This window comes from Lederbergia lenta NBRC 16444 (genome assembly GCF_001591545.1).
Lineage (GTDB): Bacteria > Bacillota > Bacilli > Bacillales > Bacillaceae_C > Lederbergia > Lederbergia lenta.
Map to the genome: position 1 here is coordinate 47,615 of NZ_BCVC01000002.1, position 19,909 is coordinate 67,523.

Sequence of the window (19,909 nt, forward strand, 5' to 3'; positions counted from 1 at the left end):
TATCATCCTGTGATAAAATAGAATCTAGTAAATAAGGTATCAGTGGTGATTGAATGCTAAAAAAAGTAAATGTCATTCCAATTATTTTAATATTAGGTATTCTTATATCAATCGGATTTACTTGTTTTTATTTTATGAATGCGCTTCATTATAATGTTTCGACAGATCCTACAGAAAAAATAGTGGAACCAGATTTTCATTTTGTTCTTATTGTTCAAGAAATGGATAACCCTTATTTTTCTGATTTACTAAAGGGAGCTCGAGACGTCGCTAAGAAAAGCAATGTTTCTCTTGAATATATAGGGACGCAGCAAACGGATATTAATGAACATATTAAACTGATTGAGAAGGCAATCGCTTCAAAGGTAGATGGTATATTAACGCAAGGTCTATCTAACGCGGAGTTTGAACCTGTTATCCAAAAAGCATTGGATAAAGGGATTCCTGTTATTACGGTTGATACCGATTTGGAAAATAGTAATCGTATTTCATATGTTGGAACAGATAATTATCAAGCAGGCTATATAGCTGGCCTTACGGTAATGGAGGAAACGAAGGATTCTGCCAATGTAGGGATTATTACAGGCAGCTTTCAATCAAATCAACACGAAAGAAGGGTACAGGGTTTTTTAGATGCAGTCGAATCAAATCCTAAAATCGAGGTATTGGCGATTGAAAGTTCTAATTTAACTAGTATTCAGGGGACCGAAAAGACGTATCAGATGTTGAGGGATTATCCAACAATCAATGTTATTTATGGAACGAGTGCTCGAGATGGGATTGGTATTGTTGGTGGTTTAGATATAGTGAAACCACAGTTGCCTGTTCGAGTATATACATTTGATGATTTAGAAGAAACGGTGAAGTTAATGAAAGATGATCGGATTCATACGATTTTTCAGCAGCAGCCATATGATATGGGCTATAAAAGTCTCATGCTTTTACTTGATTTGATGAAAGGGAAGGAGATTAAATCTACATATTATACAGATATCCATATTTTGCGGAAAGAAGATGTCATAGATCAATAGGTTAGGCGGATGCTGAAATGTATAAAATAAAGACTAAATTAATGGTATTTTTTATTCTATTATTTATTGTTTTAAACAGTTTATCGATCTTTTTATTTTATTCCCACAAGCAAACGATTAAACAATATGATCATATTCTTAATCGCTTTTTTATATTGAACAATATATCAAAATCTACAAATGATTCTTATGAATCTATGAACCTGTACTTAAATTCTAATAGAAGCAGTGATTTAGACGATTATAATGATCACCGTTCAAAGTTAATTTCCTTTAATGAAAAAGTAGAAACAAGATTAGAGAGTAATCAAAATAACACGGTTCTTAGTAATTATAAAAATATGGTAGATAGCCTTGTACAAGAAAATGATTTAGCGATTAGAAATTTCTCGAAAGGTGATATTGAATCCTATTCGATGCAACAAAGAGAAGCATTAAAACTGCTAGGATTCATACAAGAGGAAACATTGCTATTGTTAAATAATGAATTGACGGATTTACATTCTTTTTATGGAGCGATGAGTAAGAGAAATAGTTATATGAACTCGATGGGGATCGCTATGTTTCTAGGCACGTTTTTAACTGGATTTTTATTCGCATATTTATTTAGTAATAGTATCACTAAGCCGATTTATCAGTTAACCTCAACTGCAAGGGAGATAGCAAAAGGAAAACTGGACGGAAAAGATATAAGGTCTTCAAGAAAAGATGAGCTTGGCTTTTTGACGCATACATTTAATCAGATGCGGGGTGAACTTGATTATCTCGTTCGGCAAATAAAAGATAAATCAGAGCAGGAAAAGTTGTTAAAAGAAATGGAATTGAAAAGTTTACAGAGTCAAATTAATCCGCACTTTTTATTTAATACCCTTAATACTATTGCAAAGTCGGCATATCTTGAAGGTTCAGATCATATATCAAAGTTAATTACATCCCTTTCAAAATTATTGCGATATAACTTAAGTCATATTGAAAAACCAGTGAGACTATTAGATGAAATTAATATTGTGAAAGAGTATTTTTTTATCCAAAAAACGAGGTTTGAGGAGAGAGTACAATTCTCTATCAACATACCCGAAGAATGTTTGGCAGTACAAATGCCCATTCTTACTTTACAACCTCTTGTAGAGAACGCATTTATTCATGGGATTGAACCGTTTGAAAAACAAGGGAAAATAGAGATTGAAGCATATTCAGAAAAGGGGAGTGTGATCGTCCTTATTCGTGACAATGGGATAGGCATTGACGAACATAGGATGAAAGTATTGATGGATCGCTCATTAGATAGAATACCAACATCTGAAGGTCATTCCACGGGGATTGGTATAAATAATGTGATGAAAAGATTAGAGATGTATTACCAAAGTGATCAAGTCTTTTCTGTTTTTTCTGAAGTAGGACAAGGGACTACGATTAAAATCAAATTATCAGATCAACCTGTGGGGGTATTCCATGATTAAAATAATGATTGTTGATGATGAAAGAATCGAGCGGAAATCACTTCGGAAAACGATATGCGATGAGTATCAAGAAAATGTGGAGATCAAAGAGGCAGAGAATGGAAGAACTGCCATCATGATTGCCGAGGAATTTCGGCCAGATATCATTTTCATGGATATTAAAATGCCTGGAATTAATGGGATAGAAGCTGCACAAAAAATAAAAAATAGGAATAGTGACACTAAATTTATTATGGTGACAGCTTTTGATACTTTTGAATATGCAAGGGAAGTAATGAAAATTGGGGTCACTGAATATTTATTGAAACCGAGCACCCAAGAGGAAGTACTAACATCACTTGAAAGTGTAATGAACGAAGTTAATAATTCACGAAACAAACGTCGTGAGGAAATTACTTTAATTGATAATTATCGAAGGGCATTGTCGATCGTTCAATCAAAAGTAATTACCTCATTATTAATGGGTGAAATAGACGAAGGAGGCATATTGGATCTCCAGGATGGATGGGAGCAAGATTTTGAGAAAAAAAGTTTTGCGATGGTGTTCGATTTCAATAAAGAAGAAGGAGATGTAAAGACATTTACTGATCTTATTCAAAGGGAATTGGAACAATCTTTTTACAGAAGTTTTATTGGAACAATTGGGCATAATCGTTTGCCAGTGCTCATTCAGTTAAAAAGGGATGAGCGAATAGATACACATACAATTAGAAGACGAGCATTGCTTTGCGGAAGAGGAATTGTTGCATCGTTTAGAAAACGATTTCCTGGCAATGACGTGAAAATAGGAATTGGCACAGCGTATGATGAAATCGAATCATTTGTACATTCTTATCATGAAGCTATCTATGCTTTGACTACTTCTACCAGCTCAAATTCTATTGTTTATTATAGTCAAGTTGTGAGGGAGAGAACGGAAGCAAACAGTTATCCATATCAGCTAGAAAACCGCCTTCTTGAGGCAATTACCACGGGGGAGAAAGAAGAATGTATCCAACTTTTTGATACCTACTTTTATGCAATTGAGAAGTATTGTAATCATTCATTAGAGGGCATAAAGCAAAAATTAACTGAGTTTAATATTGTATTGAATAGGCAAATGATTAATATAGAGCAGCATTTTCAAACTACTAATAATTATCTTCATACTACAAATTTATTAGAATTGCATCAAAAGACAAAAGAGGAATTGCTTCATGTTACACAATCAATTCAATCCATGTACCATACACATAAAAAAGATGTCATCATGATCACAAAGGAATATATGGAGAAAAATTATCATAAACCAATCACGCTTGAAGAGGTAGGAGAAATGGTTCATCTGAGTCCACATTATTTTAGTAAAATGTTTAAAATAAGAACAGGTAGATCTTTTATCGACTATTTAACGGATATAAGGGTAGAGCGGGCGAAGGAATTAATGCATACCCATGAAAAGAATATAAAGGAAATTTGTTATGCTGTTGGATATAACGATCCAAATTATTTTAGTCGTGTTTTTAAAAAGATGACTGGTTTTTCTCCAAGTGAATATCGACAGGAAGTACTTTCATCTAGCTGAAACATCTATCTACTAAGAGGGCACTGAAAAGGACCTCCTCATGCTAGGATCTATTAATACCGTTGATTTGCGCTCTATGCGGGCGCTTTTTTACCTGGAGTCAAGTGTTTTCTCAAATATTAAATTAAGTGAGTGTAAGAGTGGATCATCGTTGATTTCCGCTTCAGGATGTCGCTTCCCGGGGGCATGCGGTGAGCTTCCTCGTCGCTACACTCCTGCGGGATCTCACCTGTCATGCTGATCCCCTCGAAGTCGCCGCTCATGCTTCAATCAACTTGGTTTTCCTTTTCCCTAGAGCCTTTTTGCTGTAACTGAATCACCCTATGATGAATTGGCGTTACACCGATTCATCATATTAGGTAAAATGCTTCTTTCAAGAACATGCACACACATACGATGGCTGCAACCTTACGATACATACTCTGAGGTTGCTTTTTTATTGTTCTTAATAATGTTGAAGCAGCAAAATAATCCAGTTCAAAATGAAATAATGCTAGTTTTATTTCTACAACAATTGGAATCTAATAAAAGGACTAGGAAATGCAGAAGATCGTAAAAATGTACAGATATAAAGCGCTACCAAAACTACTATAATTAGAGGCATATAAAGTATATAGGGGGAAGCTAAGATGAAGAAAATGCTATTAATCATTATATCCGTATTATTTTTAGCTGTAATGACTGCCTGTGGAGATAAAGAGTCTGCTGGTGGTGGAAGTGGGGAAGCTGGTTTCGTTGGTATAGCGATGCCGACCAAATCCTCCGAAAGATGGGTACATGACGGGGAGAATATGGTAAAGGAATTTAAAAGTTTAGGCTATAAAACTGTTTTGCAATATGCAGAAGATGTTGTAGAGAATCAGGTTTCACAAATTGAGAATATGATTACACAAGGTGTTGATGTACTTGTAATCGCTTCAATTGATGGTGAGGCATTAACGGATGTGCTTAATAAAGCTCATGATGAAGGTATTGAGGTTATAGCCTATGATCGTTTGATTAAAGGCAGTGAATACGTTAGCTATTATGCGACATTCGATAATTTTCAAGTTGGTGTTTTACAAGGGACATATATTGCTGATGCTTTAGATTTAGAAAACGAAGCGGGTCCATTTAATATCGAATTATTCGGCGGATCTCCAGATGATAATAACGCATATTTCTTCTATGATGGCGCATTATCTGTATTACAACCATATATCGATGAAGGAAAGCTAGTTGTGAAAAGTGGTCAGATGGGCATGGATAAGGTCTCAACAATGCGTTGGGATGCAGCACTTGCACAGGCGAGAATGGATAATTTATTAAGTACTTACTATACAGACGAAGAAGTGGATGCCGTTTTATCTCCATTTGACGGAATTAGTATTGGGGTTATATCGGCATTAAAAAATATCGGTTATAAAGAATTGCCAATTGTCACAGGTCAAGATGCAGAGTTAGCGTCTGTAAAATCGATTGTAGCTGGCGAACAAACAGCAACTGTATTTAAAGATACAAGGGAATTGGCAAAAAAAGCTGTTGAAATGGTGAATGCAGTTTTAAAAGGTGAAGAAGCAGAAGTAAATGATACAGAAACATATGATAACGGGAAAAAAGTTGTACCATCCTATTTGCTAGAACCTATTTTAGTAGATATCAATAACTACGAAGAGATAATCATTGATGGCGGTTATTACACAGAAGAAGAAGTGAAGTAATAAAGAAAAGCGCAAGCAACCGCTTAGCGATGTATGGACTGGGCTCACAAGATGAGCTTTCATCTTGTGGGTCTAATCTAGATTTAGTGGCAGAACGTTGCTGCTAAATCTTTTATTAAAAAGGTGTGGTGAAAAGATGATGAAACAGGTCATATTAGAAATGAAAAACATCACGAAAGAATTCCCAGGTGTAAAAGCACTTGATGATGTTAGCTTACAAGTTATCCAGGGAGAGATTCATGCACTTTGCGGTGAAAATGGTGCAGGTAAATCTACCTTAATGAAAGTGTTGAGTGGTGTGTATCCATTTGGAACATATGAGGGCGATATTCTTTTTCAAAATAAAAGATGTGAATTTAAGGATATTCGTCAAAGTGAACAATTGGGTATTGTTATTATCCATCAAGAACTTGCGTTAATACCCGAATTATCGATCGCGGAGAATATATTTCTTGGAAACGAACAAGCGAATAAAGGTGTTATTGACTGGAACGAAACAAAACGTAAAACAATTGAGCTTTTAAAAAAAGTCGGACTTAATGAATCACCTGATACTTTGATTAGTGATATTGGTGTTGGTAAGCAACAACTTGTTGAAATCGCCAAAGCCTTATCTAAAGATGTAAAGCTACTAATTTTAGATGAACCGACAGCGGCATTGAATGAAAATGATAGTGAAAATTTGCTCGAGCTTTTACTAGAATTGAGAAAACAAGGAATTACAGCAATCATTATATCTCATAAATTAAATGAAATTAAAAAAGTCGCAAATTCGGTAACGATTATTCGTGATGGGCAATCAATTGAAACAATTGGTACAGCTGACATTACAGAAGACCGGATTATTAGAGGGATGGTTGGTAGAAGTTTATCTAATCGTTATCCAGATAGAAAGCCGAATATTGGGGAAATATTTTTTGAAGTGAAGAATTGGAATGCGTATCACCCACTTCATGGTGACCGGCAAATTGCTAAAGACATAAATTTTCATGTCAAAAGGGGAGAGATTGTTGGTATTGCTGGGTTAATGGGTGCGGGACGAACAGAACTTGCCATGAGCATTTTTGGAAAGTCATATGGAAAAAAGATTAGTGGAGAAGTCATTAAAGATGGTAAACAGGTGCAATTAACGGATGTATCGAAAGCAATTAATCAAGGTATCGCTTATGTAAGTGAGGATCGTAAAGAATACGGATTGATTTTGATGGATGATATTAAACAAAATATTACACTTGCTAAATTAGAGAAGATTACAAAAAGGCAAGTGATTAATGAGTACGAGGAGTATGCGGAAGCTGAAAATTACCGAAAAAGGATGAACATAAAAACACCGACAGTAACTCAAACAGTTGGGAATTTAAGCGGTGGTAATCAGCAAAAGGTTGTATTGAGTAAATGGATGTTTTCAGAGCCGGATCTCCTCATCTTAGATGAACCAACACGTGGAATTGATGTTGGGGCAAAGTATGAAATTTACACGATTATTAATCAATTAGCCGATCAAGGAAAAGGAATATTAATCATTTCTTCTGAACTTCCTGAGATTATTGGCATGTGTGACAGAATTTATGTCATGAGTGAAGGCGAAATCACAGGCGAAGTAAGTCAGGAAAATGCGACTCAAGAAACGCTGATGAAGTATATGACAAATAGTAAGGGGTAATCAAGCATGAAATCAATTAATTCTTTAATGAAAAATAATATGAGACAGTACAGTATGATCATTGCTTTAGTCATTATCGTTATCTTTTTTCAAATAATCACTGGAGGTACATTATTAAAGCCACTTAATATAACTAATCTTATACTCCAAAATAGCTATATTTTAGTGCTTGCAGTAGGCATGGTGCTAGTCATTATCACAGGTCATATTGATTTATCGGTAGGCTCGATTGCAGCCTTTGTGGGAGCTATTTCGGCAATCATGATGATTGATATGCAATTAAACCCAATTATCACTATTATTGCTTGCCTATTATTAGGTGCTGTGGTTGGTGCATGGCAAGGATTTTGGGTGGCATATGTAGGGATACCTGCATTTATCGTTACTTTGGCAGGGATGCTCTTGTTTCGAGGGTTGACCTTAGTTGTCATGCAAGGTCAATCGATTGCACCTTACCCAGAGGCGTTTCAGAAAATTAGTACAGGATTTTTACCAGATCCATTTAAAGGGGACGGTATACATGTTTTATCCATTATCATTGGGGTAATTATTTCGCTAGTGTTGGTTGGTCTAGAATTTAGAAATAGAAAAAATCAAATAAAATATCAGTTTAACAGCTTACCAATAGGATTATTTTATGCGAAAATTATCGGTATTTTAGCAGTAGTGAATATATTTACATTTGTCCTAGCCTCGTATAGGGGAATTCCAAATATTCTAGTGATCTTATTCATTCTCATTGCTTTTTACACGTTCGTAATGAAAAAAACAATCGTTGGGCGACATATATATGCTGTAGGTGGAAACTTGAAAGCAGCATCGCTTTCAGGAGTGAAAACGAAGCGCGTTACTTTCGGAGTTTTTGTAAACATGGGGGTATTAGCTGCATTATCAGGATTAATTTTTGCTGCCCGTTTAAATGCCGCAACGCCTAGAGCCGGGAATTTGTTTGAATTAGATGCGATTGCCGCTGTCTTTATTGGTGGTGCATCTGCATATGGTGGGGTGGGAACTGTAATCGGCGCAGTTGTTGGAGGTCTCGTTATGGGCGTAATGAATAACGGAATGTCCATTAAAGGGTTAGGAATCGATTGGCAGCAAGCGATTAAAGGGTTGGTTTTACTCGTTGCGGTAGCTTTTGATATTATTAATAAAAAGAAATCTTAAGAGACTTAAGTAGCTATTTTGAGTGTCATTCCTTAAAATAGCTTTTTTAGAGTAATATTATAATAGTGGAAATATACGCTGGACATATAACGATCAATTGAGATAAAATCACAGTACGCTTCCTATCTTTTAAGTGAAGAAGATTAGTAGGATTCGAAGCGTTAAGTAAATAAGGGAAGTTGGGGAGTATATAATGTCTAGTAAAGTAAAGATTGGAATTATTGGAAGCGGTGGCATTGCGCAAGCTCATGCTAGAGCGTACAAGCAAATGCCTGATGTGGAGATCGTTGCAGTAGCAGATGTAGTACCTGGTAAGGCAGAGGAATTTGTGCGAAATTTAGAGTTAACGGAGGCAAAAGCCTTTGATAACCATTTGCATTTATTGGAATTAGATTTAGATGGGGTAAGTGTTTGTACACCAAATGTTGCTCACCATAGAACGAGTATCGATTCATTGCGAGCTGGGAAACATGTGTTAGTGGAAAAACCACTTGCTGTAACGCTTGAACAAAGCATTGAAATGGTTCAAGAAGGAAAGAAAGCTGATAGAATGTTAACGGTTGGATTTCAACCTAGATATGACCCAAATATGAAAGCGGTTAAGGAAATTGTGCAATCTGGACAATTGGGTGATGTTTATTATATACAAGCAGGCGGTGGTCGAAGAAGAGGGATGCCTGGGGGAACATTTATTAATAAAGAATTAGCTGGTGCAGGCGCAATGGCTGATATTGGTTGTTACTCACTGGACTTAGCCCTAAATGCAATCGGTTATCCAAAACCTTTAAGTGTATCTGCCTATACATCCAACCATTTTGGCACAAATCCTACATACCACCCAGAAGCGGATAAGTTTGAAGTGGAGGATTTCGGTGTAGCAATGGTTCGTCTTGAAGGCGGAAAGGTACTTAATTTTAAAATCTCATGGGCGATGCACATGGATTCATTAGGACCAACACTCTTTTTAGGAACGGATGCTGGACTAAAGTTGACACCAGCTGGAAGTGGTCCATGGAGTGGAGTATGGGATGGAGGTATTGGTTCGATCACACTTTTCCATGATGTGCTTAACCACCATACTGAAAGCGTTATTCCTGTACAACAACATAACTTTGATATTTTCTATGAAAAAGTGCGTGCTTTCGTTAAAGCAATCCAAACAGATAAGGTTGCTCCTATTCCAGGAGAGGAGATCCTCATCAATCAAGCGATTATTGATGGTATTTTGAGATCCTCAGAACTAGGAAGAGAAGTGGAGATTGTTATACCGGAAGTGTAAGAGCTAGACTTAATCCCTGCAGAGTATCTGCAGGGATTAAGATATTTAATGAGAATTCACTTAGGAGGTGACTACTAGGAGATGCAAACAATTTATATCATATCTGGACCATGTGGAGTCGGCAAGTCTACCGCTGCTAAAGAGCTTGCAAAACAGGTTCCGAAAAGTGCGCTTATTCATGGGGATGATCTTTTACACTTATTTGATGATCGCTCTTCACCCCCTTGGGATGAAAAGTTAGCAATCATGTGGAAAAATATACTTGCTGTGACAAACAATCTCATTCAACATGATTTCAACGTCATTATCGACATTGTTGTGGAGGATGAATTAGAGTGGTTTTGTAGGCATTTTCAGTATATGAACGTGAGTTTTAAATATATCGTTTTGCGAGCGGATGAAGAATTATTAGTAGAGAGGATTAACAAACGCGGTGATGTATATATGATTGAGCGTTCTTTATTTTTGCTAAATCAACTTGAGAATGAGACATCGTTTAATCAGCCTTACCTTTATGATACTACAGGTAAAGAACCGGCAGACATTGCGAAAGATATAATTGAGCTTCCAAAGTTTAGCTTGCCAAAGTAATTCGTGTGGAAAAAAGAGCTTCAATTACGTTTAAATTCATGGAAAAGCTGGCCATGATCGAGCATGGACGCTTTGATTACGCCCATGCTATTTTTCAATTTTAAGCCTTGATCCAATTAGAGGTAACTGGTACACCAGCATCTAATAACAAATTCATAACAGGACATCTTTTTTCAACGGCAGTTTTTAATTCCTGTAATCTTGCTTCACTTTCATTCGTCTTCACAATAACATCAAAATTAACAGATTGAAAATGCGGAGATACCCCTTCCACGCCCATTAATCCTTGTAAATCAATTTCACCGGCATTTTTAAATTCAGCAGCTTCATAAGTGAATTTTTGTTCCTTAGCGATAATTGCAATCATGATCGAAGTGCAGCTAGATAATCCGGCTAAAACAAATTCAACTGGATTTGCTCCTTCATCTGTACCACCAAGGCTTTTCGGCTCATCGACGATAAAAGGTTCGAAATTTCGAATAGCTATGGATGTTTTTAGACCCCCTTTCCAAACACCGCTTGTTTCTACATTTAATAATTGACCGATTGACATTTCACTCATCCCTTTTCAATTCATAGTAATATGGTTTGTTTTATTAACTATAAATTACTATCAATTAATATGCAATATTAAAAATATTCACCAAAGGTTTCTATTGTTTTTAAACATATAAAAATCGAGATTAATCGTAGAATTTATTTATCGGTAAATAGGACTTATTAACACTCGACAAAATATATGATAATGCATGGAAAAAGTCTTGAGATGAATAGAAATGGATGTGTATTAGTGCGGAATTTGTCGGTGGATCTAGGCGGTTTAACAGGTGTTGACCATCGTATCATCTGTTATAATATGAGTATTAGATTGGAAAAGAGGGATATATTTTGTCTTGGAAAACAAAAGTGGATCAGTGGATAGCTTATACATCTTTAGATAAATCTCTGAAAGAAAAGTTAGTATCTATTCAAGGGAATGACAAGCTTTTAGAAGAGAGTTTTTATAAGGAACTTGAATTTGGTACTGGTGGTATGCGTGGAGAAATAGGGCCAGGTACTAATAGAATGAACATTTATACAGTAAGAAAAGCAGCGGAAGGGTTGGCGCGTTATATCGTGCAACAAGGAAAAGAAGCGATGGCGCGTGGGGTAGTTATTGCTTATGATTCACGTCATATGTCTCCTGAATTTTCGCTTGAAGTAGCTAAAACAGTAGGCAAACATGGCATTCAAGCTTATTTGTTTGAATCTTTACGTCCAACGCCTGTACTGTCTTTCGCAGTACGCTATTTACATGCATTTACAGGTGTGATGATTACGGCAAGTCATAATCCTCCTGAATATAATGGTGTGAAAATGTATGGGGAAGATGGTGGACAATTACCACCAGCAGCGGCAGATGTCATTATTGACTTTGTTCAAACCGCTGGCAGTGAGTTAGAAATAGCGTTTAGTACGAAGGAAGAACTTTTAGAAAATGGGTTACTTACATATATTGGTGAAAAGGTAGATCGTGCATACATAGAAGCGATGAAATCTATTCATTTAAATCATGAAGCTGTTAAACAGGCGGGGAAAGATTTAAAGATCGTTTTTACACCACTTCATGGAACCGCTAATCATTCCGTCCGTGATGGCCTTCAAGCATTTGGTTTTGAGAATGTAACTGTCGTAAAAGAACAGGAACTACCTGATCCGGAATTCTCCACTGTTGAGTCACCGAATCCTGAAGAACATGCAGCGTTTGAACTTGCAATACGCTATGGTAAGGAAATAGATGCAGACGTACTTTTAGGAACAGACCCCGATGCAGACCGTCTTGGTGTAGCAGTGAAAAACGATGAAGGGGAATATGTCGTTCTTACAGGGAACCAAGTAGGCGCATTGATGATGCATTATATTCTTGATCAGAAGCAGAAAAACGGAACGCTTCCTGGAAATGGAGCTGTTCTTAAAACAATCGTAACATCTGAAATGGGTCGTGCGATTGCGGAAAGTTTTAATATAACCGCATTAGACACACTGACAGGTTTTAAGTTTATCGGTGAAAAGATTCTTGAATTCGAACAAACAGGAGAGCATACATTTTTATTTGGTTATGAAGAAAGTTATGGTTATTTGATTGGTGATTTTGTGCGTGATAAAGATGCAGTTCAAGCAGCCGTATTCGTTGCGGAAATAGCTGCATTTTATAAAACGCAAGGAAAATCATTGTATGATGGATTATTGGAATTATATGAAAAATATGGTTACTTTAAAGAATCATTAAGATCATTGACTTTGAAGGGAAAAGACGGTGCGGAGCAAATAGCTGGGATTTTGGAAACCTTCCGAGCAGAGCCTCCTTTGCATATTAATGATCAAGCTGTTGTCTTTATTGAAGATTATGCTGCAAGCGAACAATTCGATGTACAGAATGATACTAAGTCATTAATCGATTTGCCAAAATCAAACGTGCTGAAATTCAAATTGGCTGACGGCTCATGGTTTTGCGTCCGTCCATCTGGAACAGAACCGAAAGCGAAATTTTATTTTGCTGTAAAAGGCGATTCACTTGTTGACAGCAAAGCGAAAATTGATGGACTAGAAAACACTGTAATGGAAATAGTAGAAAAGTTAGTATAAAAGGGGTCTGCCCCCCAACGCTTTAAGTGTGAAGTTAAAGTAGCGAAAATTACTAAAAAGTTGACTGATTGGTATTCATATCAGTCGGCTTTTTTTATTTTGCTAGATCCATTTAAATAGTTTTCTATTCAGATTTCATATAAAAAGAGAATAGATTAACTTTTTGGCTTTTTCGTGTATGATATATGAAGGAGAGGTGGGTTATGATGTACATAAAAAAAGATATATTTGGACATGTAGAAAGCACGCCAGTTTATTCATTTACACTAGTGAATGATCAAGGTGTGGAAATTCACTGTATTAATTATGGATGCGTTATCACTAAAATAGTAACTCCAGATCAGCAAGGAAAATATGAAAATATTGTTCTCGGATTTGATAATCTAGATCAGTATATGACTGATTCACCATTTTTCGGTTGTGTAGTTGGCCGTGTAGCGGGCAGGATTAGTGGAGCTGAATTTGAATTGAACGGTCATACCTATCATTTAGCAAAAAATGAAAATGGTAATCATATTCATGGTGGATTACATGGTTTTGATAAGGTAATTTGGGAAGCATCAGTTACGGAAAAGGAAGACCTGATACAGGTTCAGTTTACCTATTCAAGTCCAAATGGAGAAGAAGGGTATCCAGGAAACTTAGACATGAAGGTTACTTATACGCTGAATAATGAAAATGAATTCTCCATACAGTATGACGGAATCTCAGATGAAACGACATTGTTGAATATGACGAATCACTCTTATTTTAATTTAAGTGGTGATTTAAAGCGAGATGTACTAAATCACTCGCTGACATTAAAAAGCGACCAATATCTTGAGCTTAATAATGAATTACTACCAACTGGGAAGTTGGTTAATGTTGAAGGAACCGTTTTTGACTTTCGCGAGGGGCGGCAAATTAAAACGGGGGTACAATCAGAAGACCCTCAAAATCAACTAGCTGGTGGAGGCTATGACCATCCATTTGTATTAAAAGAAAATAATAATCAAGAAATTATTCTTGAAGACCCAGAAAGTGGACGAACAATGACTGTGGAGACAGATGAAGTGGGTGTTGTCGTTTACACGAGCAATCAGCTTAGTGATGAGGGCGAAGTGTATGGCGTTTCCTCACGTAAACATCTAGGTATTTGCCTTGAAACACAAGGTCTCCCTGATGCGATTAACAACCCACAGTTTCCATCTTGGGTGTTAGAAAAGGATAAACCCTTTACCTCTGTTACAAAGTATCAGTTTGGTGTCGTGAAATCATAAATAGCGTTGCATTAATTTAAATGAAATGCTCAAAGTGTTCAATTGATCACTTTGAGCATTTTATATATGTGGTAACGCGTCCAAAACATATGGAAAGGATTATACGAATAACTTAATACCTGTTTTTCATTTAATTTTCCGGATAATATGTTCTTCAAAAATAAATCTTACCCTTTAACGGATCCAATCATGACACCTTTTTCAAAGTATTTTTGCATAAATGGATAGAGAACTAAGATTGGCAAGGACGAAACAATAATCACGCCATATTTAATTTGATCAGCATATCTTTGTGCATAGCCACCACCAGTACCTCCGCTACCAGCTCCTTCTTGGAAGACTTGATTTGATAATAGAATATCCCTCAAAACTATTTGTAGTGGTTGTATACTATAATCCCTAATATAAATCAAACCAGTAAAGAAATCATTCCAGTGCCAAACTAAATAATAAAGACCAATCACAGAAATTACAGCTTTTGATAGAGGTAATACAATAGCAGTAAAGAACTTAAAGTGAGAGCATCCATCCATCGTAGCTGCTTCATACAATTCTTTGGGAATGGTATTTTCAAAAAATGTACGTGTAATAATCAGATTAAAGACATTTACAGTGACAGGGTTGAATATAAATACCCACATTGTATCAATAAGGTTTAAATCTTTCATTAATAAATATGTCGGTATTAACCCTCCATTAAAGAACATAGTAAAAATAAAGAAGAACATCAATAAGCGTCTAGCGCGGAATTCTTCTCTAGATAATACATATGCCGCTGGTAAAGTGAAGAGCAAACTAATCAAAGTACCACCGATTGCATAGATTAATGTATTCCTATAACCGATCCAAATTCTCGAGTCTTGAAATATTTCCTGATAGCCAAATAAACTAAATCCTTTTGGAAAAAATAACACTTTTCCTGTTGAGACAAGAGTAGAATCACTGACAGATGCTATGATGATAAAATACAATGGATATGCCACGATAAAAAATACTACAATGCAAATTGCATATACAATAAAATCAAACATTAAATCGGACTTTTTTCTAGCTTTTAATCTTTGTAAAACAGCAGCCATTTTCTTTCTCCTTTCACTTTTCATACATTATATTTACGGAGGATTTATAGTCAGAGTCTAAGGCTACTACCACAAACTTATTTTAGATGAGCGTTTAGCAATATAGTTCATCAGTAATAATAATGAGAAGTTAATCAATGTATTAAACAAGCCAATGGCAGCTGCATAGCTAAATTGATTTGAAATAATACCAATCTTGTAAACGTACGTTTCAATCACTTCAGAAACTGGTAAATTCAAAGAATTTTGCATTAAAAATATTTTTTCAAACCCTGTACTAATGATGGACCCCATATTAAGTATCAAAAGGATAATAATGGTAGGGATGATTGCAGGGATTTCTACATTTTTTATAATTTGCCATCTACTGGCCCCATCCACTTTAGCAGAATCATATAACTGTGGATCTACACCAGATAAGGCTGCTAAATAAATAATGCTGTTCCAACCAACATGTTGCCAAACATCTGAAAGAACATATACAGGTACAAATGCCTTTACTGATGCAAGTAAATTAGAATTTTCAAAACCAAAGGCACTTATTAAGTGACCAATAATCCCAGTATTAGGGGAAAGCAAAACATTTAGTAAACCAACAAGCACAACAATTGAAATAAAGTGTGGTAAATAAACAGTTGTTTGAAGTATCTTCTTTCCTTTTTTCCACTTAATTTGGTTTACTAGTAATGCCAAAGCAATCGGCGCAGGGAATCCTACTAAAATCGTTGTAATGCTAATAACAAGTGTATTTCTAATTAAATCCCAGAACATATGACTATTCAAAAACTGGGAAAAGTATTTGAAACCTACCCATTCACCACCTGTAAGTCCGGCAGTAAAGTCATATTCACGAAATGCTAATTGAATGCCGTACATAGGGATATAGTTAAATATAAGAACGCAAACAATGGCTGGAAATATCAATAGCCATAATTGATAATCACGTTTAAACGTATTTATAATTGTCGGTTTACTTTTCTTGGTATTAGCGACCGTACCTATAGATGGATGTCTTTTCGTTTGAGAAGGTGTAAAAGCCATAGCATGTACTCCTTTGCTTTAAGGAGATATTTGTTTATAACTAAATATCTCCTTAAAAATTTTTGAGTTAGATTAAATTAAATTATTGGTTGTTTTTATATTCATCGAAATATTTTTGTATCACTTCAATATTTGAATGAAGTCCAATTTTCTCCATTTCTTGTACGTATTGATCCCATTGTTTTTCAATATCACCTTTCGTGATCCATTCACCAAACTTGGACATACTTAAATTCATCAGATCTGTATTGACCAAAGCCATTTGGTTGTTGTCTTCCGTACTATACTTTAAAAACATACCCGGCAATACATTGTCCTCTAGATTTAAAGTTTCAAAGGTTTTGATAAAAGGCTCCTGTTGAGCTCCGACTGCCTTCATATCTTCTCCAAGTTCCAGTTCAAGTGAATCGGCTATATACATTGGACCGTTATCAGCCCATGTGGAGGTCCATTTCCATGTACCCGGATCCATAGAATCATCTTCAGGAGGTAATATTTTATACGTTTCATCTCCATTATCCTGAATATTCGGACCAATTGAACCGAAAAGTACTTGCATACTTACTTCCGGATCATATAATTCATTAATAAACTTCATCGCAGCTTCTTTATCTTTTGTCTTTGATGACATTTGAATGAAATTTACTCCATAGTTCAATTCATTATAGTCATATGTCCAAGAAACTTCCCCAGCATAATCAGCTGATGTTTTCATAGGTGCAAAGGAAACATATTGATCTGCAATTTCTAAGCCGAACCTATCTGTTCTTTCCCAGCCAAACGTGTAGCCTATCTTCGCCACATCGCCATTGCCGCGAGCAACGGATTGATACTTCGTATAATCCTGTGTAAATACTTCTTCGTTTATTAAGCCATTTTTATATAATTTGTTTAAAAAGGTTACAACTTCTTTATAGCGTTCATCAACAAAGAAGTTCTTGACCTTACCATCTTCTAGGAAATATCCTTGGCCACCTCCACCTGTAATGGTCATACCGGTACTACCTAATAAAACGGTTGGCTGGAAATAACCGAAACCACCTGTGCCAACTGGTGAAAAATCCATCGGTATCTCATCGTTCCGGTCACCATTTCCATTTGCATCTTGCTCTTTAAACGCCATTAATACGTCAAATAATTCATCCCAATTGGTAGGGACTTCTAGGTTAAGATTATCAAGCCAATCTTGATTTATAAATTGCATTGTTGCTGTTTCAGGCCAAAACCTTTGATATTTTGGCAATCCATATATTTCTCCACCAGATTGCGTAGATAAATCTTTTGTAAGCGGCTTTTGGTCGTACATTTCTTGTATATTAGGACCGTGTTCTTTTATTAAATCAGACATATCTTCAAATAAACCGGTAAACTTAGCAAAATCCGCATCTGTAATCGCATTAGGGCCAATTATTAAATCAGGGATATCACCACCAGCTAACATTGCTCCTTTTTTCTGGTCCCAGTCAGCAGAAACTTCTTCCCATTTAATCTTTACTCCAGCACGCTCCTCTACTTCTTTTAGCCACTCCATATCATCTACACTTTTCGTTAAAGGATGTTTTGTAATCAAAGCAGTAAGGATAGGCTTGCCATCTCCTGTCACTGCCTTTTTTTCTTCTTTATTGCACGCTACTAATACAAATATCCCCAGTAAGCTAAATACAAGTAAAGATATAACTCTTTTTCTCATTTTGATTCCCCCTCGTATTTTATTATTAGCAATCTTCCAGAAAGAACAGTATAAAAATAGATTGCTAACCACTCTAATAGACAGCGCTTTCTTTTTTTATTGAAAGACAAACTCTACCGTACCACCTCCGTTCATATATTAAGATGACCGCACATATCTATTGAGTTCTTAATAATAGTTGTACGCATGATGTTTGTTTTAAAGTATAAATAACTGACGTAACATTTGCAACAAAATTCTAAAGAATATAAAAATAAAAGTTCAGGATGTTATATGAATTTTTCTCCACGTTAAAACCAGTCATCATTTCAACTTTATGCAAGAAAAAAACCTCCATACTAGAATATAGTTAGGTGGTAATCCATTGCTAATAGGGGACATAAGAAAAAACAAGGAAGTATTTCACCATCATTTATGCAAAACTAAAGTAAGTTCATCTTTACATTCACTATTCGCTAGGTTAATAAAGTCGCAAGCAGCCATTTTAACTATTTATCAGAAATAAAAAACCGGCCCTTTTTGAAGGTGCCGGTTTTTATTAGTTTGCTTGCTTTTTTTTCAGTAAACTTTTTGTCGAATTCCGAATAACGAGTTCAGGTTCGTAGGTAATCGATTTTTGTAGTTCTGGTTGATTTTTCTCCACTGCATCCACTATCCATTTCGCAGCGTCCGTCCCCATTTGTACTTTTGGATGCGTGACGGAGGTAAGTTTAATGTCAGATGCCCAAGCTAAAGTGGAGTCATCATAACCAATAACAGATATATCCTCTGGCACATTAAATCCATTGTTGCGCAATATCGCAATGACAGTTAATGCGCTAGCATCGTTATAACAAACGATACCAGTTGGTATATCCGTAGGATTTGCAAGAAGTTCTTTTAACCTATCTTCTAATACTGTGTCCAAGTCTTCTGTTGTATAAGAGATAATTGTATCATTTAAAAAAGGAACTTTATTTTCGCGGAATGCGCGAATAAATCCTTTCATCCTATATACTCCTTGCATATCGTCTGTCTTAAAAATGCCAATGATTTTCTCATGTCCTAATTCAATTAAATGTTCCGTAGCAATAAATCCACCTTTTTCATCGTCCAACATAATATAAGGAGGATTTAGTTGTGAGTAGTATTGGTTGATCATTAAATAGGGGATGTTTTTTCGTTCCAGTTCCAAATAATAGTGAATGTTAGGATTGTATCCACTACTTTTTGTTGGTTCGATAATAAGTCCGTCAATATTTCTACTTAACATTGCTTCTAGGCATTGTTTTTCTTTATCTAAATCATTATCAGTAGATGAGATGATAAGTGAGTATCCCTTTGAAGTTAAATAAGACTCCATTCCTCTGATGATCGAAGGAAAAATATAATCGGAAATATAAGTCGTAATGACACCAATATTTTTACCAGGCATTTGGGGAGCCTGGCCGGTAATAGGCGCTACTTCCAATGGAGAAACTGGGGGATGAGCGCAAAATGTACCAGCGCCTTGCTCCCTATATAGCATCCCCTCATGTACAAGTTGGCCTACCGCTTGGCGAATCGTATGTCTACTTACATGGAACATTTTTGCTAATTCATTCTCGGAATAAATTTTTTCACCGGGCTTGACCTCTCCGTTCGCAATCCATTCCTTTATTTTATCAATCACGATCATGTATTTTGTGGGTTTAACCATAAAATCCCTGCTTTCGAGTTGTTCGTTTAAAAATTTAGTTGTTGGTACAATTATTTCCATTATACATGAATGATAAGCGTAA

15 protein-coding genes are annotated in these 19,909 nt (G+C 35.9%); 10 read left to right on the forward strand and 5 right to left on the reverse strand.

Annotated features, from left to right (window positions below; all coding sequences use genetic code 11):
• Window positions 1-53 precede the first annotated feature (53 nt).
• The 8 genes from BLE01S_RS10330 to BLE01S_RS10365 all read left to right on the forward strand — a co-directional run bounded on the left by BLE01S_RS10330 (window position 54) and on the right by BLE01S_RS10365 (window position 10,455).
• Complete coding sequence (locus BLE01S_RS10330) at window positions 54-1,031, forward strand: sugar-binding protein (protein ID WP_066141205.1); 978 nt, start codon at window positions 54-56, stop codon at window positions 1,029-1,031.
• Between the two features lie 17 nt (window positions 1,032-1,048).
• On the forward strand, window positions 1,049-2,491 hold the full coding sequence (locus BLE01S_RS10335) for a sensor histidine kinase (protein ID WP_066141207.1): 1,443 nt from the start codon (window positions 1,049-1,051) through the stop codon (window positions 2,489-2,491).
• Entirely contained in the window at window positions 2,484-4,055 is a 1,572-nt protein-coding gene (locus BLE01S_RS10340) for a response regulator (RefSeq protein ID WP_066141212.1), read from the forward strand. Before BLE01S_RS10335 ends, BLE01S_RS10340 begins: the two co-directional genes overlap by 8 nt.
• Window positions 4,056-4,684: 629 nt before the next feature.
• Window positions 4,685-5,755: a multiple monosaccharide ABC transporter substrate-binding protein gene (gene chvE, locus BLE01S_RS10345; RefSeq protein ID WP_066141215.1), complete on the forward strand. Its 1,071-nt coding sequence runs from the start codon at window positions 4,685-4,687 to the stop codon at window positions 5,753-5,755.
• Between the two features lie 139 nt (window positions 5,756-5,894).
• The gene (gene mmsA, locus BLE01S_RS10350) at window positions 5,895-7,418 is read left to right on the forward strand and encodes a multiple monosaccharide ABC transporter ATP-binding protein (RefSeq protein WP_066142200.1); all 1,524 of its coding nucleotides are present in this window, start codon (window positions 5,895-5,897) and stop codon (window positions 7,416-7,418) included.
• Between the two features lie 6 nt (window positions 7,419-7,424).
• Window positions 7,425-8,585, forward strand: a complete 1,161-nt coding sequence (gene mmsB, locus BLE01S_RS10355) for a multiple monosaccharide ABC transporter permease (RefSeq protein ID WP_066141218.1) — start codon at window positions 7,425-7,427, stop codon at window positions 8,583-8,585.
• A gap of 193 nt (window positions 8,586-8,778) precedes the next feature.
• Window positions 8,779-9,864, forward strand: a complete 1,086-nt coding sequence (locus BLE01S_RS10360) for a Gfo/Idh/MocA family protein (protein WP_066141221.1) — start codon at window positions 8,779-8,781, stop codon at window positions 9,862-9,864.
• Between the two features lie 81 nt (window positions 9,865-9,945).
• Window positions 9,946-10,455: an AAA family ATPase gene (locus BLE01S_RS10365; RefSeq protein WP_066141224.1), complete on the forward strand. Its 510-nt coding sequence runs from the start codon at window positions 9,946-9,948 to the stop codon at window positions 10,453-10,455.
• 100 nt (window positions 10,456-10,555) lie between these two features.
• On the opposite strand, the gene BLE01S_RS10370 is transcribed toward BLE01S_RS10365, so the two are convergent.
• Window positions 10,556-11,008 carry an OsmC family protein gene (locus BLE01S_RS10370; protein WP_066141231.1) on the reverse strand — a complete coding sequence of 151 codons (453 nt, stop codon included), beginning with the start codon at window positions 11,006-11,008 and terminating at the stop codon, window positions 10,556-10,558.
• 335 nt (window positions 11,009-11,343) lie between these two features.
• On the opposite strand from BLE01S_RS10370, the gene BLE01S_RS10375 reads away from it, so the two are divergent.
• Both BLE01S_RS10375 and BLE01S_RS10380 read left to right on the forward strand, forming a co-directional pair.
• Window positions 11,344-13,080, forward strand: coding sequence for a phospho-sugar mutase (locus BLE01S_RS10375; RefSeq protein WP_066141235.1), 1,737 nt, complete (start codon window positions 11,344-11,346; stop codon window positions 13,078-13,080).
• A 206-nt stretch (window positions 13,081-13,286) separates the two neighbouring features.
• Complete coding sequence (locus BLE01S_RS10380; protein WP_066142202.1) at window positions 13,287-14,339, forward strand: aldose epimerase family protein; 1,053 nt, start codon at window positions 13,287-13,289, stop codon at window positions 14,337-14,339.
• Window positions 14,340-14,506: 167 nt separating this feature from the next.
• Here BLE01S_RS10380 and BLE01S_RS10385 read toward each other — a convergent pair whose 3' ends face one another.
• The 4 genes from BLE01S_RS10385 to BLE01S_RS10400 all read right to left on the reverse strand — a co-directional run bounded on the left by BLE01S_RS10385 (window position 14,507) and on the right by BLE01S_RS10400 (window position 19,827).
• Window positions 14,507-15,370: a carbohydrate ABC transporter permease gene (locus BLE01S_RS10385; protein WP_411825140.1), complete on the reverse strand. Its 864-nt coding sequence runs from the start codon at window positions 15,368-15,370 to the stop codon at window positions 14,507-14,509.
• 114 nt (window positions 15,371-15,484) lie between these two features.
• On the reverse strand, window positions 15,485-16,459 hold the full coding sequence (locus tag BLE01S_RS10390) for an ABC transporter permease (protein WP_082788686.1): 975 nt from the start codon (window positions 16,457-16,459) through the stop codon (window positions 15,485-15,487).
• A gap of 82 nt (window positions 16,460-16,541) precedes the next feature.
• On the reverse strand, window positions 16,542-18,149 hold the full coding sequence (locus BLE01S_RS10395; RefSeq protein WP_066141243.1) for an extracellular solute-binding protein: 1,608 nt from the start codon (window positions 18,147-18,149) through the stop codon (window positions 16,542-16,544).
• Between the two features lie 538 nt (window positions 18,150-18,687).
• Complete coding sequence (locus BLE01S_RS10400) at window positions 18,688-19,827, reverse strand: GntR family transcriptional regulator (protein ID WP_066141245.1); 1,140 nt, start codon at window positions 19,825-19,827, stop codon at window positions 18,688-18,690.
• Window positions 19,828-19,909 lie beyond the last annotated feature (82 nt).

Coding starts and splice junctions, on each gene's coding strand:
- BLE01S_RS10330 (WP_066141205.1), top strand. CDS start 54: ATGCTAAAAAAAGTAAATGTCATTCCAATTATTTTAATATTAGGTATT.
- BLE01S_RS10335 (WP_066141207.1), top strand. CDS start 1,049: ATGTATAAAATAAAGACTAAATTAATGGTATTTTTTATTCTATTATTT.
- BLE01S_RS10340 (WP_066141212.1), top strand. CDS start 2,484: ATGATTAAAATAATGATTGTTGATGATGAAAGAATCGAGCGGAAATCA.
- chvE (WP_066141215.1), top strand. CDS start 4,685: ATGAAGAAAATGCTATTAATCATTATATCCGTATTATTTTTAGCTGTA.
- mmsA (WP_066142200.1), top strand. CDS start 5,895: ATGAAACAGGTCATATTAGAAATGAAAAACATCACGAAAGAATTCCCA.
- mmsB (WP_066141218.1), top strand. CDS start 7,425: ATGAAATCAATTAATTCTTTAATGAAAAATAATATGAGACAGTACAGT.
- BLE01S_RS10360 (WP_066141221.1), top strand. CDS start 8,779: ATGTCTAGTAAAGTAAAGATTGGAATTATTGGAAGCGGTGGCATTGCG.
- BLE01S_RS10365 (WP_066141224.1), top strand. CDS start 9,946: ATGCAAACAATTTATATCATATCTGGACCATGTGGAGTCGGCAAGTCT.
- BLE01S_RS10370 (WP_066141231.1), bottom strand. CDS start 11,008: ATGTCAATCGGTCAATTATTAAATGTAGAAACAAGCGGTGTTTGGAAA.
- BLE01S_RS10380 (WP_066142202.1), top strand. CDS start 13,287: ATGTACATAAAAAAAGATATATTTGGACATGTAGAAAGCACGCCAGTT.
- BLE01S_RS10385 (WP_411825140.1), bottom strand. CDS start 15,370: ATGTTTGATTTTATTGTATATGCAATTTGCATTGTAGTATTTTTTATC.
- BLE01S_RS10390 (WP_082788686.1), bottom strand. CDS start 16,459: ATGGCTTTTACACCTTCTCAAACGAAAAGACATCCATCTATAGGTACG.
- BLE01S_RS10395 (WP_066141243.1), bottom strand. CDS start 18,149: ATGAGAAAAAGAGTTATATCTTTACTTGTATTTAGCTTACTGGGGATA.
- BLE01S_RS10400 (WP_066141245.1), bottom strand. CDS start 19,827: ATGGTTAAACCCACAAAATACATGATCGTGATTGATAAAATAAAGGAA.